This is a genomic window from Rhodanobacter glycinis (assembly GCF_006438785.1).
Taxonomy (GTDB): Bacteria; Pseudomonadota; Gammaproteobacteria; order Xanthomonadales; family Rhodanobacteraceae; genus Rhodanobacter; species Rhodanobacter glycinis_A.
Genome location: NZ_RCZB01000002.1, coordinates 27441 through 42939 on the forward strand (window position 1 = coordinate 27441; position 15499 = coordinate 42939).

Annotated in this window: 10 protein-coding genes; 8 read left to right on the forward strand and 2 right to left on the reverse strand. The window is 59.6% G+C overall.

What is annotated here, in order from left to right; genetic code table 11:
- Nucleotide 1 precedes the first annotated feature (1 nt).
- Nucleotides 2–1351: a LysM peptidoglycan-binding domain-containing protein gene (locus tag EAH75_RS08285; protein WP_170212696.1), complete on the reverse strand. Its 1350-nt coding sequence runs from the start codon at nt 1349–1351 to the stop codon at nt 2–4.
- Nucleotides 1352–1577: 226 nt separating this feature from the next.
- Nucleotides 1578–2963 carry a DegQ family serine endoprotease gene (locus EAH75_RS08290; protein ID WP_140805108.1) on the reverse strand — a complete coding sequence of 462 codons (1386 nt, stop codon included), beginning with the start codon at nt 2961–2963 and terminating at the stop codon, nt 1578–1580.
- A gap of 354 nt (nt 2964–3317) precedes the next feature.
- Here EAH75_RS08290 and EAH75_RS08295 point away from each other — a divergent pair, with 354 nt between their 5' ends.
- From EAH75_RS08295 to EAH75_RS08330, 8 genes are all read left to right on the forward strand, one after another.
- Complete coding sequence (locus tag EAH75_RS08295) at nt 3318–6602, forward strand: LAGLIDADG family homing endonuclease (protein WP_140805111.1); 3285 nt, start codon at nt 3318–3320, stop codon at nt 6600–6602.
- 102 nt (nt 6603–6704) lie between these two features.
- The gene (locus EAH75_RS08300; protein WP_140805113.1) at nt 6705–7442 is read left to right on the forward strand and encodes a hypothetical protein; all 738 of its coding nucleotides are present in this window, start codon (nt 6705–6707) and stop codon (nt 7440–7442) included.
- A 98-nt stretch (nt 7443–7540) separates the two neighbouring features.
- Nucleotides 7541–8281 (forward strand): NrdJb, encoded by a 741-nt coding sequence (locus EAH75_RS08305; protein ID WP_140805115.1) that lies wholly within the window; start codon nt 7541–7543, stop codon nt 8279–8281.
- A gap of 230 nt (nt 8282–8511) precedes the next feature.
- Nucleotides 8512–9147 (forward strand): hypothetical protein, encoded by a 636-nt coding sequence (locus tag EAH75_RS08310; protein ID WP_140805117.1) that lies wholly within the window; start codon nt 8512–8514, stop codon nt 9145–9147.
- A gap of 107 nt (nt 9148–9254) precedes the next feature.
- Nucleotides 9255–10193 (forward strand): hypothetical protein, encoded by a 939-nt coding sequence (locus EAH75_RS08315; protein WP_140805119.1) that lies wholly within the window; start codon nt 9255–9257, stop codon nt 10191–10193.
- 122 nt (nt 10194–10315) lie between these two features.
- Nucleotides 10316–10663 carry a LysR substrate-binding domain-containing protein gene (locus EAH75_RS20160; protein WP_428993502.1) on the forward strand — a complete coding sequence of 116 codons (348 nt, stop codon included), beginning with the start codon at nt 10316–10318 and terminating at the stop codon, nt 10661–10663.
- 353 nt (nt 10664–11016) lie between these two features.
- Nucleotides 11017–12987 carry a site-specific DNA-methyltransferase gene (locus EAH75_RS08325; RefSeq protein WP_206666208.1) on the forward strand — a complete coding sequence of 657 codons (1971 nt, stop codon included), beginning with the start codon at nt 11017–11019 and terminating at the stop codon, nt 12985–12987.
- Nucleotides 12984–15353 (forward strand): hypothetical protein, encoded by a 2370-nt coding sequence (locus EAH75_RS08330; protein WP_140805123.1) that lies wholly within the window; start codon nt 12984–12986, stop codon nt 15351–15353. Before EAH75_RS08325 ends, EAH75_RS08330 begins: the two co-directional genes overlap by 4 nt.
- Nucleotides 15354–15499: the final 146 nt, after the last annotated feature.

Consider the following 15499-nt stretch of genomic DNA (forward strand, 5'->3'; position numbering starts at 1 on the left):
CTCAGCGCTTGCTGACGCGCAGCACCTGACCGAGCTTGAGCTGATCGTTCTTCAGGTGGTTCCATTCGCGCAGCTTGGCCACCTCGACCGCATGCCGCTTGGCAATCGACGACAGCGTGTCGCCCTTGGTCACCTTGTAGGTCGTCGCGGTCTGGCTGGCGTCGGCGGTGACCTTGCCGAAATCCTTGCTGCCGTTCCGGCTGACCGTGGTGGCCGAGCCGTTGGCGTGCGCCACGCCGCTGACGGTGACGTCGCTCACGCTGCCGCTGATGCGGTTGAGCCGGGCCGTGTCCGCCGCCTCTGCACGACGTGCTTCCAGCGCTGTCCTGGCCGCTATCGTATCGGGCGAGGTGGGCGCCACTGCAGCGCGCGCGGCATAGGTCGCGCCCGGTGCCGAGACCGGCGTGACATGGCTGGCGCGTGCACCGACTTCGGCGAGGATGCGGCTGCGGCGCGAGCTGTCCATTGCGGTCAGCGCGCTGCCATCCTGATAGGGCAGCACAGCGTGCCTGCGCAGCACCGCCTTGCCCGGCTCGGTCTGCACGAAGTCGACGAAGGCCTGCGCACTGGCGGCCTTCGGGCTGCTCGGGTTGGTCACCAGGTACAGCGGAATGAACAGTGGATAGCTGCCATCGGCGACGTTGGCGACGGTGGCTCGCTTGCCGTTGACCGGGATCGCCTTGAGTTTGCCGTTGCCACTGATGCCCGCGAGCGTGGTCACACCCAGGCCGTTCGGATTGAGCGCGATGCCTTCCTCCAGCTTGCGCGTGTTGACGTAGAGCCGCGGCGCGGCCACCGGCTGGTTGCCGCGGCCGAACAGCAGGCTGCGCAGGCTGAATTCCACGCCGTCGCCAGGGCTGGCCACCGCATATACATCGATCGGCGCGTTGTTGCCGCCGACCTCGCTCCAGTTGTGGATCTTGCCGTAGTAGATGTCGTGCACCTGCTTCAGCGTGAGGTTGCTGACCGGGTTGGACGACTGGGTGATGATCACCAGCGCATCCCAGGCCACCGGGGTGAAGGTGAGGTTGGTGTTCTGCGCGCTGCCGTCGCCGGCACGCGCGCTGCCGGCCAGATCCGCGGTGCCGTTGGCCACCGCGTCGATGCCCGAGGCGGTGTTGAACGGCTGCAGTTCAATATGACCGCGACCGCTCTTTTCCCACGCCGCTGCCACGTCGTTGACCACGCCGTTGGCGGTGGCGACGTCGCCGCGCCAGATCAGGGTGGGGCCGCTCGCGGGTGCGCTGGCCCTGGCCTTGGCTTTGGGGTGACTCTTGGCAAATGCCGGGGCAGTGACGAAGCAGGCCCCGATCAGGGCGACGGACAGCAGGCGGGCAAGACGGACGGACATGGTGGTGGGGAACCCCGGCATGATTATGTGTGGATGTAATGGCGCGAGTATGCCGCCTTGCGGGCGCACATAGAGTGAACTGGAAAGGATATTCCATCGGCCTGAACACAAAACATCAAGCACTTTCATGGATTTGCGCGAGGCAGTTCGCCAGCCTGTGCGCCGGCACACGGCGGGCCGGCGATCCACGCCACGGTTTGGCCGATGATCGGCTTCGCGCTGCGGTTCAGTTCACCACCACATAGCGAGTGCCATCGGCATCGGCGACCACCAGCACCAGCTGGCGCGGCTTCACGCCGGCCAGCCCGCGCAGCATGTGCAGGCTGGTGATGCGCTGGTTGCCCACGCCGATCACCACGTCGTCGGTAGTCAGCCCCGCGCGCGCGGCACGACTGCCTGGCTGCACCGCACCGATCGCCACACCGTAGAGGCCGTCGCTGCGCTGGCGCTCGTTGAGTTCGCTGAAACGCACGCCGCTGAGGCGCGGATCGAGCTGGTCGCCGTCGACGCTGGCCAGTTTCTCCGCGGCGAGCGTGGCGCTGACCTGGCGGTCATGGCCGTCGCGCAGCACGCCCAGCTGCACCGTGCTGCCCAGTGGCAGCAGGCCCTCGGTGTTGCGCAGTTCCTGCTCGCTGCGCAGCGGCTTGCCGTTGAGCGTGGTCAGCACGTCGCCCGGCTGCAGGCCGGCGTGCGCGGCGGCCGAGCCGTCGCTGACCCCGGTGACCACCACGCCGTTGTTGTCCTTCAGCTTCAGCAACTGGGCAATGCGCGGCGTGATCGCCTGCGTCTGCACGCCGAGGCTGCCGCGCTGCACCTTGCCGTGCGCCAGCAACTGCCCCATCACTTCGCTGGTGATGGCGCTGGGAATCGCAAAGCCGATGCCGACGTTGCCGCCCGACGGCGAGAAGATCATCGTGTTGATGCCCACCAGTTCGCCGCGCAGGTTCACCAGCGCGCCGCCGGAGTTGCCGGGATTGATCGAGGCGTCGGTCTGGATGAAGTTCTGGTAGCCGGTGTCGCCGAGCCCCGAGCGGCCCAGCGCGGACACGATGCCGGCGGTCACCGTCTGGCCCAGTCCGAACGGATCGCCCACCGCCACCACGTAATCGCCCACCTGCAGCCGGGTCGAATCGGCCAGCGGCAGCGCCTTGAGATTTTGCGCGGGGATCTGCACCACCGCTACGTCGGTGTCCGGGTCGGTGCCGATCAATCTGCCCTTGAACGTGCGCCCGTCCTGCAAGGTCACGCTGATGTCGTCGGCGCCACCGACCACATGGTTGTTGGTCAGCACGTAGCCCTTGGCTGCATCCACGATCACGCCCGAGCCCAGGCTCTGCTCGACCCGCTCGCGCGGTGCCGCGGGCAGGCCGAAGAACTGGCGCACCATCGGGTCGTCGAAGTAGGCATCGCGCACCTGCACCCGCGTCCTGGTGGAGATGTTCACCACCGCCGGGGTCACCCGCGCCAGCATCGGCGCCAGTGATGGCATCGGCTGGCCGTCGACTGCCGCCGGCAAGGTGGCGGCGATGGCGCTCGCCGGTGCGGCGCCGACGGTGATCGACACCAGCAGGCCGGCCAGCCAGTGCAAAAGTCGGGAGCGTTGCGGCGACATGGATTCCTCCTCTTATAGGGCGACAGATGCAGCGCTGGTTCGACCGGCGCGGGGCGCGACGGTTCCATCGGCCCGAATGACGTCGTGGGTATTTACTTCCAGCGGCGTCAGGGTTAACTTGCCTATCCGATAGCAACCACAACATCTTGTGTTCAAGTGCCAGCGCCGAGACAAGCACTGGTGTCGACCATCGCGCTCTTGAGGGGGAGTCGTTGTCGTCGGAATCAAGTGGGACAAGGCCGGAGGGCAACCCTCACGGCCTGTTGGCTGCAGCGGACATAGCGTGAACGACACCGTCGTATCAAATAAAAATCAACGGGGGCCGCAAGGCCACACCGAGAGGTCAGGAAGCCGATGAGCACAATGCGTGCCCCAGCCACAAATTCAGCCACAGGTCGTGATGCCGTCGTGGAAATTCCACTACAACCCGCGTCGTACGACATCTGGGACAAGAAATATCGCCTGAAGGCGAAGTCCGGCGAGCCGGTCGATATCACCATCGACGGCACCTACCAGCGCGTGGCGCGCGCGTTGTCCGACGTGGAAGCCAGCGACGAATTGCGCGGCCACTGGTACGAGCGTTTCCTGTGGGCGCTGCGCCGCGGTGCGATCCCCGCCGGCCGCATCACCTCCAACGCCGGCGCGCTGGCGCACAAGCCGGCCACCTCCACCATCAACTGCACCGTCTCCGGCACCATCCGCGATTCGATGGACGACATCCTGGAGAAGGTGCACGAGGCCGGCCTCACGCTGAAGGCCGGCTGCGGCATCGGCTACGAATTCTCCACGCTGCGTCCGCGCGGTGCGTACGTGTCCGGCGCCGGTGCATACACCAGCGGCCCGCTGTCGTTCATGGATATCTACGACAAGATGTGCTTCACCGTGTCGTCCGCCGGCGGCCGCCGCGGCGCGCAGATGGGCACGTTCGACATCAGCCATCCGGACGCCAAGGAATTCATCCGCGCCAAGCGCGAAGACGGTCGGCTGCGTCAGTTCAACCTGTCGCTGCTGATCACCGACGGCTTCATGGAAGCGGTCGAGCACGACCAGGACTGGCCGCTGGTGTTCCCGGTGCACGTGAAGGAAAAGGACGAGATCGACGTCGACGATCCCACCAAAGTGATCTGGCGCGAATGGCCGACCCACGAGAACTACGTCGATCGCGAAGACGGCCTGGTCGCCTGCAAGATCTACAGCCACATCCGCGCGCGGCACCTGTGGGACATGATCATGGTCTCGACGTATGACTACGCCGAGCCCGGTTTCATCCTGATCGACAAGGTCAACGAGATGAACAACAACTGGTGGTGCGAGCACATCCGCGCTACCAACCCCTGTGTTACCGCCGATACCTGGGTGCAGACATCCGAAGGCCCGCGCCAGGTCAGCGACCTGCTCGGCCACGGCTTCATGGCGCGGGTGGACGGCAAGGATCACACCACCGGCGCCGAAGGTTTCTTCCGTACCGCGACCAAGCCGGTGCTGGCCTTGCAGACCGAAGAAGGTCATCGCCTGCGCCTGACCGAAGACCATCGCGTACGCCGTGTCTCGCGTCTGACGCGCTGGAGCGTGGACACCGAATGGTGTGCCGCCGGTGCGTTGCGACCGGGCGATCGCGTGCTCCTCAACGATCACCGCGCCAACGCGCAATGGTCCGGCGCGCTGACCGCGGAGCAGGGCTACCTGCTCGGCATGCTGGTCGGTGACGGCACGCTCAAGCACGAGGCCGCAGTGCTGTCGGTGTGGCCGCAGGCTGCCGTCGTAAACGGCTGTGTGAATGGCGCTGCCCATGCCTTGATGGCCGAAGCCCTGCGCTGCGCGCAGACGCTGCCGCATCGCGCCGACTTTGCCGGCTGGTCGGAAGTGAGCGGTCGTGGCGAATTCCGCATGAAATCCGCCGCGCTGCGCGACCTCGCCTTCGAGTTCGGCATGAGCGTTGGCGACAAGGCGATCACGCCGGCGCTGGAACAGGCATCGAGCGAGGCATACCGCGGTTTCCTGCGCGGCTTCTTCGATGCCGACGGTTCGGTGCAGGGCAGCCAGGCCAAGGGTGTGTCCGTGCGCCTGGCGCAGTCGGATATGCCACGACTGGAGGCGGTGCAGCGCATGCTGCTGCGTCTGGGCATGCCGTCGCGGATCTACCGCGATCGCCGCGCTGCCGGTGAAAGCCAGCTGCCGGACGGCCACGGCGGTACGCGTGCCTATGCCACCCAGGCCCAGCACGAGCTGGTCATCGCCGGCGAGTCGCTGCAGCGTTTCGCCGAGTTGATCGGCTTTGCCGACACCGACAAGGCGACCCGCCTCAAGGCCGCCCTGTCCGGTTACCAGCGCAACCTCAACCGCGAGCGCTTCGTGGCCACCGTGGCTACCCTGCAGGCCGATGGCGTCGAGGACGTCTACGACGTGCAGGTGCCCGGCATCAACACCTTCGACGGCAATGGCCTGCACGCGCACAACTGCGGCGAGCAACCGCTACCGCCGTACGGCTCCTGTCTGCTCGGCTCGATCAACCTCACCACCTTCGTGCGCGATCCGTTCGGCCCGAAGGCGCGCTTCGACTGGGACGAGTACCGCGAGGTGGTGAAAGTATTCACCCGCATGCTCGACAACGTGGTCGAGATCAACGGCCTGCCGCTGGAGCAGCAGCGCAACGAGATCATGTCCAAGCGCCGCCACGGCATGGGCTTCCTCGGCCTCGGTTCCACCGTCACCATGCTCAAGCATCGCTACGGCAGCGCCGAAGCGGTCGCGTTCACCGAGGAAGTCTCGCGCGAGATGGCCGTGGCCGGCTGGGAAATGGCACTGGAGCTGGCCAGGGAGAAGGGCGCCGCGCCGATCCTGCTGCGCGACTTCACCGTCACCGGCGACATGCTGCGCAAGCGCCCGGAAATGGTCACCGATGGCTACAAGGTCGGCGACAGCATCCCCGGCCGCGTGCTGCATGCCAAGTACTCGCGCTACATGCAGCGCATCGCCAGCGTGGCGCCGAGCCTGGTTGCCGAGCTGGCCGAGATCGGCGCGCGCTTCACCCACCACAGCTCGATCGCGCCGACCGGCACGATCTCGCTGTCGCTGGCCAACAACGCCAGCAACGGCATCGAGCCCAGCTTCGCGCACAGCTATTCGCGCAACGTGATCCGCGAAGGCAAGAAGTCGAAGGAGAAGGTCGAGGTGCTCAGCTTCGAGCTGCTTGCCTACCGCGCGCTGATCAACGCCGATGCCAAGGTGTTCACCGACGAGGCGGACAACAAGCTGCCGGATTACTTCGTTTCCGCCGACGACATCAGCCCGAAAGAGCACGTCGACATCCAGGCCGCCTCGCAGAAGTGGATCGACTCGTCGATCTCCAAGACCGCGAACGTACCTACCGATTACCCCTACGAAGACTTCAAGGACATCTATTTCTACGCCTACAAACAGGGCCTGAAAGGATGCACCACGTTCCGCTTCAACCCCGCCGCATTCCAGGGCGTGCTGGTGAAGGAATCCGATCTTGAAAGCACCCTCTACCGCTTCGAGCTCGAAGACGGTAGCGTTGTCGAACTGAAAGGCAATGAGCAGGTGGAATACGACGGCGAAATGCACTCCGCCGCCAACCTCTTCGATGCCTTGAAGGAAGGCTACTACGGCAAGTTCTGAGCCTTGTTTGCGGTTTCGAACAAAGGCTCATGACAAGTTCTGAACCGTCGCACGTCTACCGCGTGCGACAACTCAAGCGGTCCATCGGAGGGGAACATCAGCATGTCCATCGACAACGAATTTGAAATGAACAGCAGCGCCGCACCGGTCGTCGACGCGCCTGCCGTCGTCCTGCCTGTACTGCCCGACGTGCCGGCCGCGCCCGTGGCTGTCGCCGTACCGGCGGTGAACAAGCCGGCGGCCAAGAAAGCTGCTCCGGCCAAGAAGGCGGCGCCGAAGAAGGCCGCCGCCAAGAAAGCTGCGCCGAAGAAGGCTGCGGCCAAGAAGGTTGCACCGAAGAAGGCTGCCGCCAAGAAGGCCGCACCGAAGAAAGCCGCTGCCAAGAAAGCTGCGCCGAAAAAGGCTGCGGCCAAGAAGGCTGCACCGAAGAAAGCTGCCGCCAAGAAACCCGTGAAGAAGGCCGCCGCCAAGAAGGTCGCCAAGAAGGCACCGGCCAAGAAGGTCGCCGCCAAGAAAGCCGTGAAGAAGGCGGTCAAGAAGGTCGCGAAGAAAGTTGCCAAGAAAGCCTCCGTCGCCAGGAAAGCGGTGAAGAAGGTCGCGAAGAAAGTCGCCAAGGTGGTGAAGAAGAAAGCCGCCAAGGTCGCAAAGAAGGTCAGCAGCAAAAAGTCGGCCAGCAAGAAGGCCGCACCGAAGAAGGCGGCAGTCAAGAAGTCCGCCAGCAAGAAAGCCGTCGCCAAGACGGCAAAGAGGTCCACTGCCAGCAAGAAGGCGAGCGTCAAGTCGGCCAAGCCTGCGATGAAAAAGGCTGCCGGCAAGAAGGCCGCTGCAAAACGGAAGTAAGCAACACCGCATGCGGCCCGGCCATGCGCCGGGCCGCATGTTTCTCGCACCACGCCGCGTCCACTCCGGCATCAACACCTCAAGAAGAAGCGAACACCATGGCGATCAAGATCGACAAGAAGATCACGGGCTACAACGTGGTCAAACCCGAAGACAAGGTTGCCGCCACCCCGGTCACCGCCGCCGCGCCGAAAGAGCCGCGTCAGGCTGAAGTGATCCAGATGCACGAAAGCGTCGAGCGGCCGGAAACCTTGGTCGGCTCCACCTTCAAGGTCAAGTCACCGTTGTTCGAGCACGCGCTGTACGTCACCATCAACGACATCGTGCTCAACCAGGGCACCCCGCACGAACTGCGCCGCCCGTTCGAGATCTTCATCAACTCGAAAAACATGGACCACTTCCAGTGGATCGTGGCGCTCACCCGCATCCTGTCCGCCGTGTTCCGCAAGGGCGGCGACGTCACCTTCATCGTGGAAGAGCTGAAAGCCGTGTTCGACCCGCGCGGCGGCTACTTCAAATCCGGCGGCATCTACATGCCCAGCATCGTCGCCGAGATCGGCGCGGTGATCGAGCAGCACATGAAGAACATCGGCCTGATCCATGATCCGGAGATGGACGCCGCCACCCGCCAGCTGATCGCCGACAAGCGCGCTGCCTACGAGCAGGCCGGGGCAAAAAAAAACACTGACGTAGCCGCGGCTGCCGGCGCCAAGAGCGAGAGCAACGACTCCGGCTTTCCGCCCGGTGCCACGCTGTGCGTGAAGTGCAATACGCAGGCGCTGGTGCTGATGGATGGGTGTCAGACGTGTTTGAATTGTGGGTATTCGAAGTGCGGGTGATTGCGAGCATCACATTGTGGCTTTGAAGAATGGGGCGGCAGTAATGCTGCCCCCTTTTTTTTGGCGTGCTATCGGCACCGTGAATTAACGCCTATTCTTTTGAATACATTGATGCGAAGCGACGCGCGATACCCTTTAAGTGTTGCTTTCAATGAGCCTGCTAGAAGAGGTAAGCGAAATTGAATATCTTTCCATTGATTCGGGCCATCCTCTGCTGCTCGGTCTTGTAGATGAGTGGAAAAACTATCGTCTTTATCTCCAAGCATGCCATTGCAGGCTTGACGTTCTCATTGGGTGTCGCGGTCGGGGTTGGAATCAAGTATCCGGCCGGTTGGTATCTTTCCGACGGAATGTTGTCGATGCTAGGGGCACTTATTGGTGCAGTCGCCACCGCTATGGCTGTTTTTATAGGTTTTAACCTGCAGCGGATCGTTGAGAGCAGCAAAGAAAATCAATTGCAGATCGACATTCGTAAACGGATTGTTCGGCACCTTTGGCCATTGCTTCATGACCTCGAGATCTTTTTTGATCGCATCGGCAACGCGGAGTGGAGGAGAAAGCTGGCGATTGATCTGTCTGAAACCGCTGAGCGAATGGCAAAAGAATTGCACGATTCTCGGCTTTTCAATGAACGCCTGGATATTTCAGGGATAGAATCCCTTCAAGTCGTAATCACCCACATTGAGGCAATAGTCCCAATGGCCAAAGTGAGCGTCAGGCGTGCGGAGGCGGGAGCTGGCCTGGAGGATGCGGAGTACATCCGCGTCGTCCGTGAGATTCACTCCGTCGCGCTAAAACTTCTTGAAGAGCTTGCAGGGATAACCGCGCCGACAGAAGTCGCGTACTTTAAGCTCAAATGCCCCTAGTAAAAAAAATAAACGAAGTGCCTAAAACGAAGTGCCAAAAAGTTAACGGGGTCAGGTTCACTTATTGACGAAAGAAGTAAACCTGACCCGGTTCTTGCTGATACCAGGTGCTGGTTCAGAGCTTCGCTTCTATAGTCAATAGTAGCTGGGCAATTAAACAAAAACTGATAGAGGGCCTCCCCGAAGTGGACGTAATAAACAAACACTTTAGCGAGCTTTTTGACCTGGGCAAATTTGTTCGCACTGTCCAAATAGGATTTGCACAAACGTCGGAGTTAGTTTCCATAACCAATTCGATGCACCGTATTAATCAGCATTACCATAAGGAAATGTCCAGCAATGAACTCGCTAGAGATCTAAAGGATGCTGAGGAACTTGAAGAGTTCGCGAAGAGGCAGGTGGATTTAAGACATCCATATCTCTACAACTTGGCGTTAATCCGAACTTGGTCAATATTGGAGACTTTCGTTGATGAGATCGCAATGTCAAGGCTTCGAGGGTCTACGTTAGACGCCTTTCCCCAACTTCATGCACTTAAGATGTCCATCTCAGAGTTTATCAACGTGGATGGCGCGGAACGACTAGAAGTCATTCTAAGTAGATTCAAGGAAACTCGGGCTTCAACTCTAAAGAAAGGGAATGGCCGATTTCAAATCGTTCTCGATGCCGTTGCAGTCAACGGATCTGTGGATGAATGGGTGTCAAAGATGTTTTTGGAAATGTCTGAAATTCGAAATTCACTCGTTCACCGCGGCGGCGTTGTAGATAAACGGTTGTTGGAATCGTGCCCATGGCTCCGAGAGGTGCGTGGAGGTGAAGTAGGGGTAAAGGAGGGACAATTTAATAAATATTGGTATACCGCAATTTGGTACGTAGTTAAGATCAAGCTAGCCCTTTGCGATGCCAATCGTGAAGAGCCCGGAGGTGGGTCTCGGAGTGCTTGGAAAGAGTTGCTGGAGTTTTATAAGGAAAAAATTATTAGGTTGGGGGAAACTGGCGAGTTAATCACCCATCAACCTCCGTTTTTGGCTGGAAGCAGCGACTAACGCCATCGGTGATCGGTAAATGGTTTCACCATTTCGCCGTCCGTAGTCAATAGGCCCGAACTTGCTCTTCCCCGGCTATGCCGAAGAGTAGTTGCCCGTCCTGTCGCTGACCACCAGCCGCTGTGTTTCATGCGGCGCCAAGATCGCGCCAGTCGGGCCGCGTTAGCGGCCCTTGCTGCTTGCGGAAACCGGGGTCAGAGTGCACTTTTAGAAAGTCGTCTCTGACCCCGGTTTCGGTTCTGAAGGATGGCATCGGCTACGGCAGCATGCCTCTGCACATGGTGCGACAAGACCTCGCCGACGGCAGTCTCGTCGTGCTCGATGTTGACGAGATGCCGCGCGCGGGCGTGAATCTCACAATCTCGACCGTCCATCGTGCATCGTCGCCAACTGGACCGGCGGCGCAGTGGTTCGCGACGTACAACGCAGCGAGATGCAGACCCGATGCCTCGAGAGACGAGCGCGGCTGATGCGAGTTTGGGTACTGCGGTCTATGCGACGGCCGGCTACATCGAGCGTCATTGGCGACCCGCTTAGTTTCGAGGTGGTGAAGCGCGCGAAGTTGGCCCCGAAGGATGACTACGTCAGTGATCGGGAAGCGAAGAGAAAGGCGTGGATCGAGGCGCGGAAAGCGGCTCAGCAGGCCGCTGGGCACGGAGACATCCCCTGCGCCATCCGGTAATCTTTGACGGGCTATTGTGGGAAGTGAGCGGACCTTGGACACGCTTGTCGCAGAGGCTGAGAATCCCCCCCGATACGCTACACCTCCTGTTGGCTGGCGCCGGATTGGTGCTGGCTTTGTTTTTCGTTTCTGAAATGGCTGATGCAAATGGATCTCGACCAACTCCCCCGTGCTGCGTTGATCAAGCTATTGCAGGAGCATGAAGCCAGCCTTCTTGAGGCCGGAAAAGACGGCATCGTGATGAACTACGCCGGGCGAACCGCGCCTTGGCAGATCATCCGACAGGTCAAGCCGAAGTTGTCGCGCATCATCAAGAAATATTCGTGTGGAACAGAGGACCAGCAGTTTCAGAACGAGCTGTGGGAAGGCGAGAATCTTTCCGCCATGGTCACGCTCTATAAATATCGTGGCCAGGTTGACTTGATCATGACGGATCCTCCCTACAACACGGGTGAGGACTTCCGCTACAACGACAAATGGGACACAGATCCGAACGATCCCGACCTCGGCGATTTGGTGCCGAAGGAAGACGGCTCGAAGCACAGCAAGTGGCTTCGATTCATGACGCCTCGGTTGTGGATGATGCGAGAAATGCTCAAGCCCAACGGGGTCATTGCGATCTGCATCGATCACCGCGAGCTGTTCCGGCTTGGCATGCTGATGGATGAGATCTTCAAGGAAGACAATCGCATCGGCATCATCAATTGGCAAAAGGCCTACTCCCCAAAAAACGATACGGGTGGAAAAAAGGGCGGACTGTCCACTGCCACCGAATATGTCTTGGTCTATGCCAAGGACATGGATCGGACAAAAACAGGGCTGCTCGATCGCACCGCGTCCATGAATTCTCGATATACAAACGAGGATGGAGATCCTGATGGGGAATGGACAGCGGCTGACGTAACTGCTCCCGAATATCGCAAGACCGGAACCTACGCGATTCAATCTCCGTTTACAGGCCGGATGTTTTATCCGACCCGGGGCCATTGGGTTTCCGATCGAGCAGAGATGAAGCGCTCACTGGAAGCGTGGGGCGTTGAATACGCGTCGAAGAAGCTCGATGACCACTGCGAAGCAGATGCGCTTGTCATTAAGGGTTGCAAATTCGAAGGGCTCGAACCCAAGGCAGGACAGGCTGCGCTCAAGAAGGCGCGTGTCAGCGCGCTAAAAGTAATGGATCGAGGAGTCTGGCCGAGCCTGGTGTTCACTGATGGGGGCGAAGGCGGTCCACGACAGAAAAAGCATCTGACTAAGGTTCGCAAGGGAAAGGTTCCACTGACCTATTGGGCTAAGGACGAGTATGAAGATCCGCTTGTCATGGGGACCCAATCATGGGATCACGAGGAATCCGGCCACAGTCAAGCGGGAGTGAATGAGCTGACTGCTGTCGTTGGTCCAGGTCATAATTTCAAGACCGTCAAACCGCTGCGGCTGATCAAGAAGATCATTCAGATCTGGTGTCGTCCAGATGGCGTCGTCATGGATCCCTTCGCGGGTTCCGGAACGACCGGGCACGCCGTCCTCGACTTGAACCAGGATTCGGGAGCAAGTCGGCGGTTCATCATGATTGAGCAGGGGAACACCGAGAAGGGCGACCGCTACGCGAAGACTCTGACTGCCGATCGTCTGCGTCGGGTGATCAGTGGCGATTGGGTATCGGGCAAGCGTCCGTCGATGCTTGGTGGGTTTCGGTTCGTCGAGCTGCAGCGCAAGGATGTCGATGCGAAGGCGGTGATTGATCTGGCACGAGAGGAGATGATTGACCTTCTGCTGACGAGCTATTGGAACAAGGCCGAGAAGGCAAAATCCTACTTGAAGCGATTGGATGTCGGATCGCACAAGTATCTCTTTGGCGTCAGTCCAAACAACGAAGGATTCTTCCTGGTGTGGGGAGCTTCTGAAAGTCCGTCGGTGCTCGATCGTGCAGTGTTCCGGGCCATTGTTGAGGAAGCCCAGAAAGCAGGTCTCGCGCGACGCTATCACGTCTATGCGCGCACAGCGGTTTATACCGGGTCGAGTGTCGAGTTCTACAAAATTCCCGACAAGGTGCTTGAACATATCGGCTTCAACATTCGCGCAGATGCCCTCAACAACGAGGAGGCTTCTGCATGATCGAGCTCAAGACCTTCCAGAGTGATGCGGCCCGGCTGATTGCGGAACGGTATGAGCTCTTCAATAAATATAGGCCGCTCAAAGCCAATGGTCGACCGCGGCCGTTTTTCCAGGCTTTGGCGGCACTTACTGGCGCCGGAAAAACTCCGATCCTCGCGCAGAGCGTCAACTGGCTTCGCATATCTTATCCGTCCATTGAGCCGATTGTGCTGTGGATGTCCAAGGCAAAGTCAGTGGTAGGACAGACCCTGACGAACTTCTCCGCGGGCGGGAAGTATCACGAAATTCTTGAAGGGTTTCGTATCGCCGGGATCCAGGACATGGAGCCCACCATGCTCGCTGACGGATCCGTGCCGCTGATCCTGATGACGACAACGGGCGTCTTCAACAATAAGGATCAAGTTGCAGGGCACTTGAGGATCTACAAGTCCGGGCAGGACCTGTTCGGCGGCACATCGCCTTGGGAGCGCCTGAAAGATCGACTCATGGATGACGGCCGGCGACGCCCGCTGATCATCGTTTACGACGAAGGGCACAACCTGTCGGAACAGCAGACTGACATTCTCGCTGAGCTGGATGCCGACGCCTACCTGTTGGCGAGTTCAACTCTAAAATTGCCCGAGGGATTCGAGAAGTCCGTGGTCAAGCCCATCCTTGGCTGGGTCGAGGAGGTCGAGGATATGACCGGTTTGGCCAAAGCTCAGGCCTTGGGCAAGAACGGGAAAGCTGATCCGCGGTTGTTCATCACAACGGCTGTATCCAGCGACGCTGTTGTGGACGCACAGCTGGTCAAGCGAGCCATCCAATTCGATGGCACCACGGCACCGATGGAACGATGCCTCGACGAGCTGACCGATCGCATGACCCTGCTAAGGTCGGAATCCAAGCGTCTGGGCCTGAGTATTCAGCCGAAGGCAATCTACGTCTGCAAGACGAATATCAACGACGATGGAAGCAAGGACGATCCCAAAGCGCCGTTTCAGATGCGCCAAGCGCCGCCCATTCGGATCTGGCAATACTTGGTGGAACAGAAGAAGGTTTCGCCCAAGGACATCGCGATCTACGCGAACCTTGATTTTGCGGAAGGATCGAAGCCCGAAGAGGTCAATCTCTTTTCGAAGGGGGAGAGCGATTTCGACGATTTTTCCGCGGGCGAATACAAGCACATCATCTTCAACCTGGCGCTTCAAGAAGGTTGGGACGATCCCGGCTGCTACTGCGCCTACATCGACAAGAGCATGGGTTCGTCGATTGCTGTTGAACAGATGATCGGTCGCGTGCTCCGGCAATACGGCGCGGAACACTATGAATCGCCGCTTCTCAACAGCGCACATTTCTTCATTCGGGTCGACAAAGAAAATGTCTTCGACGAGACGATTTCAAAGATCCAGAGGAAGCTCAATGATGAGGGCGCTCCCATTGAGATCACGAGCAATTTCGGCGGGACTGGGGCAGGTTCCATCACGCTTGAACCGCGCTTCGATGACGTGACGCTTTACGAAGTGCACGTGAACAGTGTTGACGCTCAGCCCCACGTCGCCGAGGAGCTTGCGAAATATCCCAGCTATTCGAAGGACGACCCGTCCACGAAGGGCGAAGCCCGAACGGCCAAGACAGAAATCGATATGACCAAGCTTGGAGACAGCAGCAAGGCTGCCTGGAGCCCTGGGGGCGACACGAATCCTGTAAGGGTGCGCTGGCTTCTCACCAATGCGATTCGAGAGCGTTCCAGTCGAGTATCAGCGATGGTTGATACAACCGATAGCAAGTTCGATGTACGAGTTCAGATGAACAGTCCGGCAGCCAGCATGGTTGGAGATGTGGCCGAGCGAGTGGTCGAAGCCTACTTCGATCATTCGGAGCTGAGCTATGAAACGAGCTCGCCAATGGATTTTGGTCCACTGCGCACAGCGAAAGACGCATCGACGTTTACTTGCAGCTTGTATGAGCGTTATGGCGGTCTCAACAAGATGGAGATGAAATTCGCGGAGGCCTTAGATCGTGCGAAGGTGCGGTGGCACAGGAACCCGAACGCTGGTGGGTATTCAATTCCGTTGCTTACACCTGGCGACACAGGATCGTTTCGTCCCGACTTTCTCGTCTGGTCTGGCAAGAAGGTCTTCTGTCTGGACACCAAGGGGAAGCACCTGCTGAGTGACGCCGTCGCTCGGAAACTCTTTGACATCCAAGACCCAGACACCGGTAAAGTTGCCCTTCACGTTCGGCTGATCAGTGAGGGCAAACAGACTTCATTGGGTTCCAAAGCCAGTGGCGGTGGCTACACCGTCTGGAAAATGAAGTCTGGCTCGGTGCACCCGGTTCACGTTGAGAGCATGGACAAAGCCGTCGCCGCTTGCCTGAAATAGAGCTGAGCAACCTATTGCAGGCAAGCGGCGTGCTTTCGCGTGACACCGACAATGCGGGTAGTTTCGACGTAAAGCATCAGCAGATCGAAACAGAGGTCAGTGTGAGCTGGCCCGGATTTGACGGACACCTTTGAACGGGAACAGTT